This window comes from Escherichia sp. MOD1-EC5433, from assembly GCF_002966005.1.
GTDB classification, from domain to species: domain Bacteria; phylum Pseudomonadota; class Gammaproteobacteria; order Enterobacterales; family Enterobacteriaceae; genus Escherichia; species Escherichia ruysiae.
Window position 1 is genome coordinate 144,615 of the sequence record NZ_PTRL01000005.1, and the last position, 14,475, is coordinate 159,089.

The following is a 14,475-nucleotide window of genomic DNA, read 5'->3' on the forward strand; positions in this document are numbered from 1 at the left end:
GTTATAGCGCCTCAGTCAATTCTGGCTGAGGTGTTTCTATTCCTTCTGCATATATCAACGCCAGACCCGGATGATGCCACAAACTCGCTGGCGTGACGGTTTTACGCGCCCACGGAATCGAACCTAAAAACCAGAATTTCCAGAAAGTAAGCTTTGCATTCGGATTGCTGTTTAACAGTTCTCCAAATGTCTCTATTTCACCCACCGGGATACATAGCGCCTCTTTATAAATATCAAAAACGAATTTTGAACAGAACTGGTGGGAAGATTCGTATTTAAAACCGGTATGGTAGAGCTTGCGCAGCCGGGAGGGAACCTGTTCTACCAGCCGTTGTTTTTGCTGTTCTGTTAGCCCGGTACCTAATCGCTTTACTGCATAGAGTTGGTTAGCAGAGCGTTTAATAAAGCGGGACAGTGTGGTGATTGTGGAGAGGGGAACACGACTTTCTGCGACCAGAAAATCATCGCCGTCATGACCGATAATGATCCCGACGTGATTACTCCAGCAATTTGATGCGGCAGATATTTGACCAAATAAGGCAGCACCTATACATGTAAATACAATATCGCCAATTTCATATTCAGAAGGGTAATTAATTTTCACTTTGTCATTCCATTGAAATAAATATGAATATACGTAATACCATAAAAAATATTTTTTTGCAGGAACGGAAAGGTTTATTTTTTTAGTGGATTTATCCTCTAAATATTTAACATTACAATATTTATTTTAAAGATGACTTAGCGGATGAATTATACTGCGCCATTTTTCAGTTCATCGAGACGCCTCGCAATTTTTCTTCATCCTTCGCTGGATATCTATCCAGCATTTTTTTATCATACAACATTATCTTTGATTCATTACGCAGGAGCGTCATGTGATAGGCAGGCTGAGAGGCATCATTCTGGAAAAACAACCCCCGCTGGTGTTACTTGAAGTGGGCGGCGTAGGCTATGAAGTGCATATGCCGATGACCTGTTTTTATGAACTCCCTGAAGCGGGCCAGGAAGCGATTGTTTTCACTCACTTTGTGGTGCGTGAAGATGCGCAGCTACTGTATGGTTTTAACAATAAACAAGAGCGCACGTTGTTTAAAGAGTTGATCAAAACTAACGGCGTGGGACCGAAACTGGCACTGGCGATCCTCTCGGGTATGTCAGCGCAGCAGTTTGTGAATGCCGTTGAGCGTGAAGAACTGGGTGCACTGGTGAAATTACCTGGCATTGGTAAGAAAACTGCTGAACGCCTGATCGTTGAAATGAAAGATCGCTTTAAAGGTCTGCATGGCGATCTGTTCACACCGGCTGCCGATCTGGTATTGACCTCACCGGCAAGCCCAGCAACCGACGATGCCGAACAGGAAGCTGTTGCTGCGCTGGTGGCGCTGGGCTATAAACCACAAGAAGCCAGCCGCATGGTGAGCAAAATCGCTCGCCCTGATGCCAGCAGTGAAACATTAATTCGCGAAGCCCTGCGCGCCGCGTTATGAGGTAAAGGATGATTGAAGCAGACCGTCTGATTTCTGCCGGTACGACTTTGCCGGAAGATGTGGCAGATCGCGCCATTCGCCCCAAACTACTGGAAGAGTATGTTGGTCAGCCGCAGGTTCGTTCACAGATGGAAATTTTCATCAAAGCGGCGAAACTGCGCGGCGATGCCCTTGATCATCTATTGATTTTTGGTCCTCCGGGGCTGGGTAAAACCACACTTGCCAACATCGTTGCCAATGAAATGGGCGTCAATTTACGCACCACGTCCGGCCCGGTGCTGGAAAAGGCGGGCGATCTGGCGGCGATGCTCACCAACCTTGAACCACATGATGTGTTGTTTATTGATGAGATCCACCGTCTTTCGCCTGTGGTGGAAGAAGTGCTGTATCCGGCCATGGAAGACTACCAGTTGGATATTATGATTGGTGAAGGCCCGGCAGCACGTTCAATTAAAATCGATCTCCCCCCGTTCACCCTGATTGGCGCGACAACGCGTGCTGGCTCATTGACATCGCCATTGCGTGACCGTTTCGGTATTGTGCAGCGCCTGGAGTTTTACCAGGTGCCTGATTTGCAATATATCGTCAGTCGTAGCGCACGGTTTATGGGGCTTGAGATGAGTGACGATGGCGCGCTGGAAGTGGCTCGCCGGGCGCGAGGTACGCCACGTATCGCCAACCGCCTGCTGCGTCGTGTGCGAGATTTCGCTGAAGTGAAGCATGATGGCACCATCTCGGCAGATATCGCTGCTCAGGCGCTGGATATGCTGAACGTTGATGCTGAAGGTTTCGATTATATGGACCGCAAGTTATTGCTGGCGGTAATTGATAAATTCTTCGGTGGGCCGGTAGGCCTGGATAACCTGGCAGCGGCCATTGGCGAAGAACGTGAAACCATTGAAGATGTGCTGGAACCTTATTTGATTCAGCAGGGCTTTTTGCAGCGCACGCCGCGCGGGCGTATGGCGACAGTGCGGGCGTGGAACCACTTCGGGATTACGCCGCCAGAAATGCCGTAGGTCGGGCAAGGCGTCCACGCCGCATCCAACATTAAGCTATCGACAAGATGAAGCCAGACAGGCGCTCCCGCAGGAGCGCCGAATTGATTAGCGACCAAACAGGTCACGTTTTTTTGCTTTAAACGGCTGAGAGATCACCACCAGCACTGCGACAATCAGGTAAGCAACAAAAATACCGAGCAGCCACTGCGGCATATCCAGACCTAAAAAATCCCACTGACGCTCAGCGCAATCACCAGAGGCGACAAACACTTGTGGCACCCATTTATCCAGCGGCAGCCAGTCCGGGAATCGGACCATGAAATCACAGGTCATAAACGGTGAAGGATAGAGCTGGAGCATGGTGTGCTCGTAAGTTAATTGCACGCCACGAAAAGCACTATACAGCCAGATGATCATCGCCACATAACGCAGCGGAGTTTTCGGGGCGATAGCGCCAATCAGCGCGGCGCCCAGAATGCCGAATAACGCACAGCGTTCATAAATACAGAGCACGCAAGGTTTAAGTAACATCACATGCTGGAACCACAGCGCCGTCAGTTCCAGTGCCAGAGCGGTAAACGCCATTAACAGCCACGCCCCCCGGCCTTGTGAACATTGGTTCAAAAATCGCAACATAATAATTTCCCTGCAATATGCATCGAATGCGCAGTTTAAACCAATTCATTCGTTGCGCCACCAGGAGGGAGTAAAAATAGGATGTAATTGAACAATTATCGGGCGGAAAGGCAAACCGGGCATAAATATGCCCGGTAAGTTGTTATCAAAGCGTTGCAATCCACCCCATTTGCATAAACCATTCAGTTACAGGGGCAAGAGTAAACTCTACGCAGAGTAATCCGACGAGGGTCAGTACGAGAGTGTAGGGCAGAGCCATCCACACCATGCGGCCATAAGAAAGACGTATCAATGGCGCAAGTGCTGAGGTCAACAGGAATAAGAACGCTGCCTGTCCGTTCGGCGTGGCGACGGAGGGCAGGTTGGTCCCGGTGTTGATGGCGACTGCCAGCAGTTCATATTGCTTCATACTAATAGCACCGCTCTCCATTGCCGCTTTTGCTTCATTGATATAAATCGTCCCTACAAAGACGTTATCCGAAATTGAAGACAGCAAACCGTTGAAGATATAAAACAGCGATAGCTGAGCGTGTTCTGATGCCTGCAATACAAACTGGATAATTGGGGAGAACAGTTGTTGGTCGATAATCACCGCCACTACCGAGAAAAAGACCGTCAACAGTGCGGTGAATGGCAGAGATTCGGTGAAGGCTTTGCCGATTGCATGTTCATCAGTTACACCGGTCAGTGATGTCGCCAGAATAATGACAGACAAACCAATCAAGCCGACCTCTGCCAGATGCAACGCCAGCGCGGTGACCAGCCAGACGCCGATAATCGCCTGGACAATCAAACGAATTTTATCCTGACGTGTACGCTGGAGGCGGCTTTGATCGTCAAACTGTTGCAGCACTTCGCGGACTTTTTCCGGCAGCGTTTCGCCGTAGCCAAACCAACGCAGCTTCTCCACCAGCAGGCAGGTTAACAGACCGCAAATCAGGACAGGGACGGTCACCGGTGACATGCGCAGGAAGAAATCGCCAAAATGCCAGCCAGCAGCTTTGGCAATGATCAGGTTCTGTGGTTCGCCTACCATAGTCATCACGCCGCCTAATGCAGTGCCGACACCCGCATGCATCATCAGGCTACGCAGAAAGCCACGGAACTGCTCCAGAACTACTTTGTAATGCTTGTCGATATGGCTGTCGTCTTGCAGGTCGGTATCTTCGGTGCGGGAAGAAGCTACGCGGTGATAAATACCATAAAAACCAACAGCAACGCTGATCACCACAGCAACTACGGTTAAGGCATCGAGGAACGCAGAGAGAAACGCCGCCGCCACGCAAAAAGAGAGTGACAGCAGCATTTTGGAGCGAATGCTTAACAGTAAACGGGTAAATATGAACAGCAGAAGCTGTTTCATAAAATAGATGCCCGCCACCATAAACATCAGTAACAGTAAGACTTCAAGATTTGCCGCCACCTCTTCACGGACGTGTTCCGCACTGGTCATGCCGATGAAGACAGCTTCGATAGCCAATAGACCGCCGGGGAGCAGCGGATAGCATTTCAGAGCCATCGCCAGAGTGAAAATAAATTCCGCGACAAGCAGCCAGCCAGCAACAAAAGGGCTGATGAGGAAAATTAACGGGTTAACAATTAAGAAAATAATAAGGGCAAGTTTGTACCAGTCAGGTGACTGACCCAAAAAATTGCGCCATAACGCGCGGCCCCAGGAGATCTCCATGATGGTTTCCCTTACCTTACAAATAATAAATGATGTTTTTATGTTAGAACGCAAAGCTTAACGGTCAGGGGGGATCGAGGCAAGTCTTGATAGTCAAGGGGAAAGAGATACAGAAAATGAAGCCTTGATCCCTTTTTTCTTCTTTTTGTCTGCTATCAGCGTTGTTAGCCCTCTGGTATGATGAGTCCAACTTTGTTTTGCTGTGTTATGGAAATCTCACTATGGTCATTAAGGCGCAAAGCCCGGCGGGTTTCGCGGAAGAGTACATTATTGAAAGTATCTGGAATAACCGCTTCCCACCCGGGACTATTTTGCCCGCAGAACGTGAACTTTCAGAATTAATTGGTGTAACGAGAACGACGTTACGCGAAGTGTTACAGCGCCTGGCGCGAGACGGCTGGCTGACCATTCAACACGGCAAACCGACGAAGGTGAATAATTTCTGGGAAACCTCCGGGTTGAATATCCTTGAGACGCTGGCGCGACTGGATCACGAAAGTGTACCGCAACTCATAGATAATTTGCTGTCAGTGCGTACCAATATTTCGACCATTTTTATTCGTACCGCGTTTCGCCAGCATCCTGATAAAGCGCAGGAAGTGCTGGCAACGGCTAATGAAGTGGCCGATCACGCAGACGCTTTTGCTGATCTGGATTACAACATTTTTCGCGGTCTGGCGTTTGCCTCTGGTAACCCGATTTATGGTCTGATCCTTAACGGAATGAAAGGGTTGTATACGCGCATTGGTCGTCACTATTTCGCCAATCCGGAAGCGCGTAGTCTGGCGCTGGGCTTCTACCACAAGCTGTCTGCGTTGTGCAGTGAAGGCGCCCACGACCAGGTTTACGAAACAGTACGCCGCTATGGGCATGAGAGTGGCGAGATTTGGCACCGGATGCAGAAAAACCTGCCGGGTGATTTAGCCATTCAGGGGCGATAATCCATCCATACTGATGACTAATGCATAGTTACCTGATGCGCTATGCTTATCAGGCCTTCAATATATTGAATTTGCTATGTTCTATAAGCCGGATAAGACGTTTACGCCGCATCCGGCAAAATAAACCCTCCTCAAACGAGGAGGGATATTTACAGATTTCCCATTCTTGGCGGGCAACGTTCCAGTAACTCAACGCTGCCGTCTTCGTTTTGCTGTTCGAGCATCACATCAAACCCCCACAGGCGATGTACATGCTTCAGCACTTCTTTACGCCCCCGATCCAGTGGTGCGCGGTTATGTGGAATGTAACGTAGCGTCAGCGAACGGTCGCCGCGTAAATCTACGTTCCAGATCTGAATATTCGGCTCAAGATTACTTAAGTTATATTGCGACGATAAACGGTTACGGATCTCCCGATAACCTTCCTCATTATGAATGGCGGAAATCTCCAGATAATTATGCCGATCGTCATCCAGCACTGTGAAGAAGCGGAAATCACGCATTACTTTCGGTGACAGGAACTGGCTGATAAAGCTCTCATCTTTGAAGTCACGCATCGCGAAATGCAGCGTTTCCAGCCAGTCGGAACCGGCGATATCCGGGAACCAGTATTTGTCTTCTTCCGTTGGCGACTGACAAATCCGTTTAATATCCTGAAACATAGCGAATCCGAGGGCATACGGGTTAATTCCGCTGTACCACGGGCTGTTATAGGGCGGCTGGAAGACCACATTGGTGTGGCTATGCAAGAACTCCAGCATAAAACGTTCGGTCACTTTCCCTTCATCATACAGATGGTTAAGGATAGTGTAGTGCCAGAAGGTCGCCCAGCCTTCGTTCATCACCTGAGTCTGTTTTTGCGGATAAAAATACTGGCTCACTTTACGTACAATGCGCAGGATTTCACGCTGCCATGATTCCAGCAGCGGCGCATTTTTCTCCATAAAATAGAGCAGGTTTTCTTGTGGCTCGGATGGATAGCGGCGCGCTTCGGCAACGGTTTTCTCTTCCTCGCGCTTAGGCAGCGTTCTCCAGAGCATATTGACCTGGCTTTGCAGATACTCTTCGCGACTTTTCTGCCGGGCTTTCTCCTCTTGCAGCGAGATTTTTTGTGGGCGTTTATAACGATCCACACCGTAGTTCATCAGCGCATGGCACGAGTCCAACAGCTTTTCTACCTCATCAACGCCATAGCGTTCTTCGCACTCGGTAATGTATTTGCGGGCGAAAATCAGGTAATCGACAATCGAGCTGGCATCGGTCCAGCTACGGAATAAGTAATTGTTTTTGAAGAAAGAGTTATGGCCATAACAGGCGTGAGCCATCACCAGCGCCTGCATGGTAATGGTGTTCTCTTCCATCAGGTAAGCGATGCACGGATTAGAGTTAATAACGATTTCATAGGCCAGCCCTTGCTGACCGTGCTTATACAGACGCTCGGTTTCAATAAACTTTTTGCCAAACGACCAGTGCGGATAGTTAATTGGCATCCCGATGCTGGAGTAGGCATCCATCATTTGCTCTGATGTAATTACTTCAATCTGGTGCGGGTAGGTATCAAGCCGGTAGAGTTTTGCCACCCGGTCTATCTCTGCCAGATAAATATCCAGCAGGTCGAACGTCCAGTCAGGTCCATCGCTCAAACGTGTGGAGTCCTTATTCATAGAATCGATCGTCGCCATACGCGCACCTCATTGTTGTCGGCGCTCTCTGTGTGGAGCACCTCATTTCAAGCATAGAACACCAGTTAAAAACCGCGTCGCTGGAGAATTTTTTTCTTTGCGATTTCTTATTATCGGAGTGCCAATAATTAGCTTCTGAACGGAATTTTCTGCTGGATATAAAGCTCGACCAGCAGGAGATACCAAAGACGCCATATTCCCGTAGAGTCAGGGAGATGTGAGCCAGCTCACCATAAAAAAGCCATATGTTGAATAATATTTTCATCTGGGTTATCAAGATGTAATTAGATTATTGTTCTTTTACTATATCTACCGTTATCGGAGTGGCTATGCGAGTTGTCATACTGGGAAGTGGTGTGGTAGGCGTTGCCAGCGCCTGGTATTTAAATCAGGCAGGACATGAGGTCACCGTCATTGATCGGGAGCCGGGCGCAGCACTGGAAACCAGCGCAGCAAATGCCGGGCAAATTTCTCCCGGATATGCCGCGCCGTGGGCGGCGCCAGGCGTGCCTTTAAAAGCGATTAAATGGATGTTCCAGCGCCATGCGCCGCTGGCGGTTCGTCTCGATGGTTCGCAATTCCAGTTGAAATGGATGTGGCAAATGTTACGTAACTGTGACACCAGCCACTATATGGAAAACAAAGGGCGGATGGTGCGCCTGGCAGAATACAGCCGTGATTGCCTGAAAGCATTGCGCGCCGAAACCAATATCCAGTATGAAGGCCGGCAGGGCGGGACGCTGCAACTGTTCCGCACTGAACAACAGTATGAAAACGCCACTCGCGATATCGCCGTACTGGAAGATGCAGGCGTGCCATATAAATTGCTGGAATCCAGTCGCCTGGCGGAAGTGGAACCTGCGCTGGCGGAAGTTGCGCACAAGCTGACTGGCGGTCTGCAACTACCCAATGACGAAACCGGTGACTGTCAGCTCTTTACCCAGAATCTGGCGCGAATGGCGGAACAGGCGGGGGTTAAATTCCGCTTTAATACACCAGTCGATCAACTGCTTTGTGACGGCGAGCAGATCTATGGCGTGAAGTGTGGTGATGAGGTGATTAAGGCCGATGCGTATGTTATGGCATTTGGCTCTTACTCGACGGCGATGCTCAAGGGCATTGTCGATATCCCGGTTTATCCGCTGAAAGGTTATTCTTTGACCATTCCGATTGCGCAAGAAGACGGTGCGCCGGTGTCCACCATTCTTGATGAAACCTACAAAATCGCTATTACCCGTTTCGATAACCGTATTCGTGTCGGCGGGATGGCGGAAATTGTTGGCTTTAACACCGAGCTGTTGCAACCGCGTCGTGAAACGCTGGAAATGGTGGTACGCGATCTTTATCCACGCGGCGGTCATGTCGAGCAGGCTACTTTCTGGACCGGTCTGCGTCCGATGACACCAGACGGCACGCCGATTGTGGGGCGTACACGCTTTAAAAATTTGTGGCTGAATACCGGTCACGGCACGCTTGGCTGGACGATGGCTTGCGGTTCCGGTCAGTTGCTAAGCGATCTGCTGTCAGGGCGCACGCCAGCGATCCCGTATGAGGATCTAAGTGTAGCGCGCTACAGTCGTGGATTTACGCCATCACGTCCAGGCCATTTACATGGCGCGCACAGTTAAGGAATCGAGATGACTCGTCCGATACAGGCCAGCCTCGATCTGCAGGCATTAAAACAAAATCTGACCATTGTCCGCCAGGCCGCGCCGCACGCGCGCGTCTGGTCGGTGGTAAAAGCGAACGCTTACGGGCACGGTATCGAGCGTATCTGGAGCGCGCTCGGGGCGACCGATGGTTTTGCGTTACTTAATCTTGAAGAGGCTATTATCCTGCGCGAGCGTGGCTGGAAAGGGCCAATCCTGATGCTGGAGGGTTTTTTTCACGCTCAGGATCTGGAAATTTATGACCAGTACCGCCTGACCACCTGCGTGCACAGTAACTGGCAGCTCAAAGCACTGCAAAATGCGCGGCTAAAAGCGCCGCTGGATATTTACCTTAAGGTGAATAGTGGGATGAATCGGTTGGGGTTCCAGCCCGATCGCGTGCTCACTGTCTGGCAGCAGCTGCGGGCGATGGCGAACGTTGGCGAAATGACGCTGATGTCGCATTTTGCCGATGCGGAGCATCCTGATGGGATTTCCGGCGCGATGGCGCGTATTGAGCAGGCAGCGGAAGGGCTGGAGTGTCGGCGCTCGTTGTCTAATTCGGCGGCAACCCTGTGGCATCCGGAAGTGCATTTTGACTGGGTTCGACCTGGCATTATTTTATATGGTGCTTCGCCGTCCGGTCAGTGGCGCGATATCGCCAATACCGGATTACGTCCGGTAATGACGTTAAGCAGTGAGATTATTGGTGTTCAGACGCTAAAAGCGGGCGAACGTGTGGGCTATGGCGGTCGCTATACTGCGCTCGATGAGCAGCGAATCGGCATTGTCGCCGCCGGATACGCCGACGGCTATCCGCGTCATGCACCAACCGGAACACCTGTTTTAGTGGACGGCGTGCGCACCATGACGGTGGGGACAGTCTCGATGGATATGCTGGCGGTCGATTTGACGCCTTGCCCGCAGGCGGGTATTGGTACGCCAGTTGAGCTGTGGGGCAAGGAGATCAAAATTGATGATGTCGCCGCCGCTGCCGGAACGGTGGGCTATGAGTTGATGTGCGCGCTGGCGCTACGTGTACCTGTTGTGACGGTGTAACTTGTGGCAAGCCGGATAAAATGCGTAAGCATCGCATCCGGCGATATCAGCCGCATCAAACTTAAGATTCGGCTTCTTCCTCCGCCACCCGAACGCCAATCTTCAACACTTCGTTATCTTCTTTCTCAGCCACCGTCCAGATCATCCCGGCAAACTCCACCTGGTCGCCGACAACCGGAGCCGCACCTAACAATTGCTGAACAATTTCACCCAGCGTTTGCTGTTTATCGCGATACTCCCGACCGTCTTCCAGACCATAGATCAGCGCCACATCGGCATATTTCGCGCTGGCTTCGAGAATGAAGTCACCAAAGAAGCGTTGATCAAGCGCGACCGGCGGCGACTGGCTAAACAGTTTTCCGAGTGCCGGAAGATCGCGTTCCCGACCAATCACGCATAACACGTCGCCTTCGCGCAGTCGGGTGCTGCCGGTGGGGTGAAGCAACTGGTTATCACGAAACAGTGCCGCAATGCGCGTCTCTTTTGGCATATGCAGATCGCGCAGCGCCGCGCCCACGCACCATTTATCGGCACTCAATTGGTAAACAAACTGCTCCCACGGATTTTCCGGATGAATATCCAGTCCAACGCGTGACACCGGACGCCCCACTGGCGGAACCACCACTTTGGCTTTTTTCGCTGCCCACGACAGCGATGTTCCCTGCAATAGCAGTGAAACCAGAACTACGAAGAAGGCGACATTAAAGAACAGACGCGCATTCTCCAGCCCCGCCATCATCGGGAACACCGCCAGGATGATCGGCACTGCGCCGCGTAATCCAACCCAACTAATAAACACGCGCTCGCGCAGATTGAAGCCACGGAACGGTAGCAATCCAGCAAATACCGAAAGGGGGCGGGCGAAGAAAATCATCCATGCAGACAAAATGAGCGCCGGAATGGCAATAGGCAACAGGTCGCTCGGGTTAACCAACAGCCCCAGCACCAGGAACATAGCGATTTGTGCCAGCCAGGCGAGGCCGTCGAAATTTTGCAGAATGCCGTAGCGGTTGCGAATCGGACGATTACCCAGCAGAAAACCGCACAGATAAACTGCCAGAATGCCGCTGCCTTCCAGCGCCGTGGTTAAAGCAAAAATTAAAATACCGCCGCTTAATGCCAGCAATGGATACAAGCCCGCAGGCAGGGCGATGCGGTTAATCATCTGCAGCAGTAAATAACCCCCGCCAAGACCGATTACGATCCCCAGGCCAAATTGTTGCAGGATATCGACAACGAACATCCAGCTAATAGTGCTTTCATGCTGCTGGATCATCGCAATCAGGGTTATTGTCAGAAAGACCGCCATCGGATCATTGCTGCCGGACTCTATTTCCAGCGTCGAGCCAACACGTTCGTTAAGCCCTTTGCCGCCCAGCAGAGAAAAGACCGCTGCGGCGTCGGTGGAGCCGACAATTGCGCCAATCAATAAGCCTTCAATCAAATCAAGATTAAACAGCCATGCCGCCATCATGCCGGTTAAACCGGAGGTGATAAGCACGCCCAGCGTCGCCAGTGAAAGTGCAGGTCCTAACGCCACGCGAAATGAACTGGCCTGGGTGCGCATTCCGCCATCGAGCAAAATAATCGCCAGTGCCAGGTTACTTACCATGTAGGCAAAAGGATAATTATCAAACGGAATGCCGCCGACACCATCGACTCCAGCCAGCATACCGATCGCCAGGAAAATAACCAGAATCGGAATGCCAAGGCGGGAAGAAAATGAACTAAGTAAAATACTGCTGGTGACAAGGATGGAGCCTAAGATAAAAAGGCTAATAATTGTTGCGGCATCCAACGGTCGGTTACTCCTGATTACGCTGTCTCGTGCTATAAACCTACCATATTCACGGCAGAAACAGCGTTTTAGTTAGCCCGGAAGCGTGATTTTTTTACGCTTTCAGAACAGGATGACCGCTAATTGTCAATTGTGTGCCGTTTTTGTCGTTTTTGAGGATAGCATGTGCACCCAGCGGCAGCGTCACTGTGCGTTGTTCATGACCAAAGTCGAGGCCGGTAATCAGCGGAATCGACAGGCGGGAACGCAAGAACGTGTACACCGACGCCAGGTTGTAACCCGCATCATAATCATTGGGCGTGCTGCCACTGAAGCTACCGAGAATAATCGCCTTCTGGCGCTGTAAAATTCCAGCATGATAAAGCTGTAACAACATGCGTTCGACACGGAACGGATGTTCGTTGATGTCTTCCAGTACCAGAATACCGTTCTCAATTTGTGGCATCCACGGCGTACCGATAAGCGAAATCAACATCGCGAGGTTGCCTCCCCACAATGTTCCTTCTGTTTGACACGCCGGGCCTTCCCCTTGCCATTCAATGCTGAACGTTTCATTGCGTAACGCCAGCCAGAAGTGGTGCTCGGTAAAGGCATTCAGCTCATCCGCGCCAAAATTTGCCACCAGCATCGGGCCGCTAAAGGTGATGACATTGCCTTGTGCCAGAAGACCGCACTGAATGGCCGTAAAATCGCTATGCCCGCAGATAAGCAACGGATCATGTTGTTGGCGAGCCACCAGAGCCTGCCAGTCAATATCCGCCAGTAAGCGACTGGCACCGTAACCGCCGCGTACTGCCAGCACGATGGTGTCGGGTGAGGTCAGTCTGGCAAGGGAATTGAGATCTTCCAGACGCTCCGTTTCCGTACCAGCAAAACGTTCACAGCGACGGGTGATAACCCCGACGTTATTGACCTGATGCCCCGCATCGGTAAGGCGCTGAACGCCGCGCTGTGCGGCGTGCTGATTAATGCAGTAACCCGACGGGGCAATTAAGTGAAACAGAGACATGGCAATTCCTTGCTGACAACAGAAACGAAATGTATATCATGCCGCTTAGGTGTGCCGTTGTCACCTCAACGGCGATTCCAGGCTATAAGGATTGATGAAGTGAAATTGAGATGGTTTGCCTTTTTGATTGTGTTATTAGCGGGTTGTTCTTCAAAGCATGACTATACGAACCCGCCATGGAATGCGAAAGTCCCGGTACAACGTGCGATGCAGTGGATGCCAATAAGTCAGAAAGCCGGAGCGGCATGGGGCGTTGATCCGCAATTGATCACGGCAATTATCGCTATCGAATCGGGTGGTAACCCGAACGCGGTAAGTAAATCGAATGCTATTGGTTTAATGCAGTTAAAAGCCTCAACCTCCGGTCGTGATGTTTATCGCCGTATGGGTTGGAGTGGCGAGCCGACGACCAGCGAGCTGAAAAACCCGGAGCGTAATATCTCAATGGGGGCGGCTTACCTGAATATTCTGGAAACCGGCCCGCTGGCAGGCATTGAAGATCCGAAGGTACTGCAATATGCGCTGGTGGTGTCATACGCTAACGGGGCTGGTGCGTTGCTGCGGACTTTCTCATCAGATCGGAAAAAAGCGATCAGTAAAATTAATGATCTGGATGCTGATGAGTTCCTCGATCACGTAGCAAGAAATCACCCTGCACCGCAGGCTCCACGCTATATCTACAAACTTGAGCAGGCGCTGGACGCGATGTAACTCAGTCGCGCACTTTGTCCGCTTTCTCCCGGGCTTCCCGTTCGAGTGAGAATATAATCCGCTGTAATTGCCGCTCCACCGTCGGGCTGACGTTAAGAAAACGAAAGCTCAGGCGGGGAGTGGAGATAGTTTCATTTCTGCTATCAATCACTTTGCGCTCGCTGATGGTCAGTAACTGGGCGTCAAAGTGAAAAACGCCCCATTGTCCCATGTTGACTTCAATCTGTGCGAAGCGCATACCTTCGTGCAATCCGGCCGGTTTTTCCGTTTCCAGTAATGCACCCATGCCACCTAGTGATAAATCACTCAGGCGAAAACGTAACGTACTGTTATCCGCCAGTTTGGTCTGACAATAATAAGGCGGATGAAGTGGGGCGGAGATGCGGAAATATCTGCGTCGTTGCACAAACCATAATGCGGGAGGGGGAGTGGCGATAAACGCCGGAAGCTGCAAATATTCACTTTGCTGTAATTGAGCAAGGGTAAATTCGATTTTGGCGCCTTGCGTTTCGGCGGTAATAGTGATTTGTCGCGCTTTAAGCACGGCATTGTTGTCTTCTTGCTGACTACCAAAATCCAGCACCAGTTTATCAGGGCTTATCGCCAGTATATTGCTGATCAACTGACCATCTGACCAACTGATACGCAGTGGTACTGCGGCTTTATGTAAATCGCGTAAAACGCCCAGGACTGCTAACGGATTTTGTTTCAGGAACTGCTCATGGTAATGACTCACGCGGAAAAACTCCTGACCGACAAACTGTCTTTGGTTTATCGGTAGGGACTAACAAAACTTAATACAAATGCGTGAA

The 14,475-nt window shown here is 50.8% G+C and carries 13 protein-coding genes and 1 pseudogene; 7 read left to right on the forward strand and 7 right to left on the reverse strand.

Going from position 1 to position 14,475, the window contains the following annotated elements; translation table 11 throughout:
* Position 1: 1 nt before the first annotated feature.
* Positions 2-604 carry a YebB family permuted papain-like enzyme gene (locus C3D30_RS12380; RefSeq protein WP_105286942.1) on the reverse strand — a complete coding sequence of 201 codons (603 nt, stop codon included), beginning with the start codon at positions 602-604 and terminating at the stop codon, positions 2-4.
* Between the two features lie 274 nt (positions 605-878).
* On the opposite strand from C3D30_RS12380, the gene ruvA reads away from it, so the two are divergent.
* Both ruvA and ruvB read left to right on the forward strand, forming a co-directional pair.
* Positions 879-1,490, forward strand: a complete 612-nt coding sequence (gene ruvA / locus C3D30_RS12385; RefSeq protein ID WP_000580341.1) for a Holliday junction branch migration protein RuvA — start codon at positions 879-881, stop codon at positions 1,488-1,490.
* An 8-nt stretch (positions 1,491-1,498) separates the two neighbouring features.
* Positions 1,499-2,509, forward strand: a complete 1,011-nt coding sequence (ruvB, locus tag C3D30_RS12390) for a Holliday junction branch migration DNA helicase RuvB (protein ID WP_000568522.1) — start codon at positions 1,499-1,501, stop codon at positions 2,507-2,509.
* A gap of 87 nt (positions 2,510-2,596) precedes the next feature.
* On the opposite strand, the gene dsbB is transcribed toward ruvB, so the two are convergent.
* Together dsbB and nhaB are read right to left on the reverse strand one after the other, a co-directional pair.
* Positions 2,597-3,127, reverse strand: a complete 531-nt coding sequence (dsbB, locus tag C3D30_RS12395) for a disulfide bond formation protein DsbB (protein WP_000943445.1) — start codon at positions 3,125-3,127, stop codon at positions 2,597-2,599.
* A 145-nt stretch (positions 3,128-3,272) separates the two neighbouring features.
* Positions 3,273-4,814, reverse strand: coding sequence for a Na(+)/H(+) antiporter NhaB (gene nhaB, locus C3D30_RS12400; RefSeq protein WP_000406399.1), 1,542 nt, complete (start codon positions 4,812-4,814; stop codon positions 3,273-3,275).
* A 221-nt stretch (positions 4,815-5,035) separates the two neighbouring features.
* On the opposite strand from nhaB, the gene fadR reads away from it, so the two are divergent.
* Positions 5,036-5,755 (forward strand): fatty acid metabolism transcriptional regulator FadR, encoded by a 720-nt coding sequence (gene fadR, locus C3D30_RS12405; RefSeq protein WP_010350948.1) that lies wholly within the window; start codon positions 5,036-5,038, stop codon positions 5,753-5,755.
* Between the two features lie 149 nt (positions 5,756-5,904).
* On the opposite strand, the gene C3D30_RS12410 is transcribed toward fadR, so the two are convergent.
* Positions 5,905-7,437, reverse strand: coding sequence for a SpoVR family protein (locus C3D30_RS12410; protein ID WP_105286943.1), 1,533 nt, complete (start codon positions 7,435-7,437; stop codon positions 5,905-5,907).
* Positions 7,438-7,766: 329 nt separating this feature from the next.
* On the opposite strand from C3D30_RS12410, the gene dadA reads away from it, so the two are divergent.
* Genes dadA through C3D30_RS20860 form a run of 3 tightly spaced genes read left to right on the forward strand, consistent with a single transcriptional unit; the run spans position 7,767 to position 10,335 of the window.
* Complete coding sequence (gene dadA / locus C3D30_RS12415; protein ID WP_105286944.1) at positions 7,767-9,065, forward strand: D-amino acid dehydrogenase; 1,299 nt, start codon at positions 7,767-7,769, stop codon at positions 9,063-9,065.
* Between the two features lie 9 nt (positions 9,066-9,074).
* Entirely contained in the window at positions 9,075-10,145 is a 1,071-nt protein-coding gene (dadX, locus tag C3D30_RS12420) for a catabolic alanine racemase DadX (protein WP_000197886.1), read from the forward strand.
* Between the two features lie 43 nt (positions 10,146-10,188).
* Entirely contained in the window at positions 10,189-10,335 is a 147-nt protein-coding gene (locus C3D30_RS20860; protein ID WP_423779532.1) for a hypothetical protein, read from the forward strand.
* Here C3D30_RS20860 and C3D30_RS12425 read toward each other — a convergent pair.
* Positions 10,273-11,943, reverse strand: a pseudogene (locus C3D30_RS12425) (potassium/proton antiporter); the annotation flags it as partial. The gene C3D30_RS20860 and the pseudogene C3D30_RS12425 sit on opposite strands and share 63 nt — an antisense overlap.
* Before the next feature lie 94 nt (positions 11,944-12,037).
* Positions 12,038-12,952, reverse strand: a complete 915-nt coding sequence (gene ldcA / locus C3D30_RS12430; protein ID WP_105286945.1) for a muramoyltetrapeptide carboxypeptidase — start codon at positions 12,950-12,952, stop codon at positions 12,038-12,040.
* 99 nt (positions 12,953-13,051) lie between these two features.
* Between ldcA and emtA the strand changes: the two genes are divergently transcribed.
* Positions 13,052-13,663 (forward strand): membrane-bound lytic murein transglycosylase EmtA, encoded by a 612-nt coding sequence (gene emtA, locus C3D30_RS12435; protein ID WP_001295616.1) that lies wholly within the window; start codon positions 13,052-13,054, stop codon positions 13,661-13,663.
* A gap of 1 nt (position 13,664) precedes the next feature.
* Here the strand turns inward: emtA and ycgR are convergent, their stop codons facing one another.
* A complete protein-coding gene (ycgR, locus tag C3D30_RS12440) occupies positions 13,665-14,399 on the reverse strand; it encodes a flagellar brake protein YcgR (protein ID WP_000020171.1) in 735 nt (244 codons plus the stop codon).
* Positions 14,400-14,475: the final 76 nt, after the last annotated feature.

Coding starts and splice junctions, on each gene's coding strand:
- dadA (WP_105286944.1), top strand. CDS start 7,767: ATGCGAGTTGTCATACTGGGAAGTGGTGTGGTAGGCGTTGCCAGCGCC.
- dadX (WP_000197886.1), top strand. CDS start 9,075: ATGACTCGTCCGATACAGGCCAGCCTCGATCTGCAGGCATTAAAACAA.
- dsbB (WP_000943445.1), bottom strand. CDS start 3,127: ATGTTGCGATTTTTGAACCAATGTTCACAAGGCCGGGGGGCGTGGCTG.
- fadR (WP_010350948.1), top strand. CDS start 5,036: ATGGTCATTAAGGCGCAAAGCCCGGCGGGTTTCGCGGAAGAGTACATT.
- ruvB (WP_000568522.1), top strand. CDS start 1,499: ATGATTGAAGCAGACCGTCTGATTTCTGCCGGTACGACTTTGCCGGAA.
- ldcA (WP_105286945.1), bottom strand. CDS start 12,952: ATGTCTCTGTTTCACTTAATTGCCCCGTCGGGTTACTGCATTAATCAG.
- nhaB (WP_000406399.1), bottom strand. CDS start 4,814: ATGGAGATCTCCTGGGGCCGCGCGTTATGGCGCAATTTTTTGGGTCAG.
- C3D30_RS12410 (WP_105286943.1), bottom strand. CDS start 7,437: ATGGCGACGATCGATTCTATGAATAAGGACTCCACACGTTTGAGCGAT.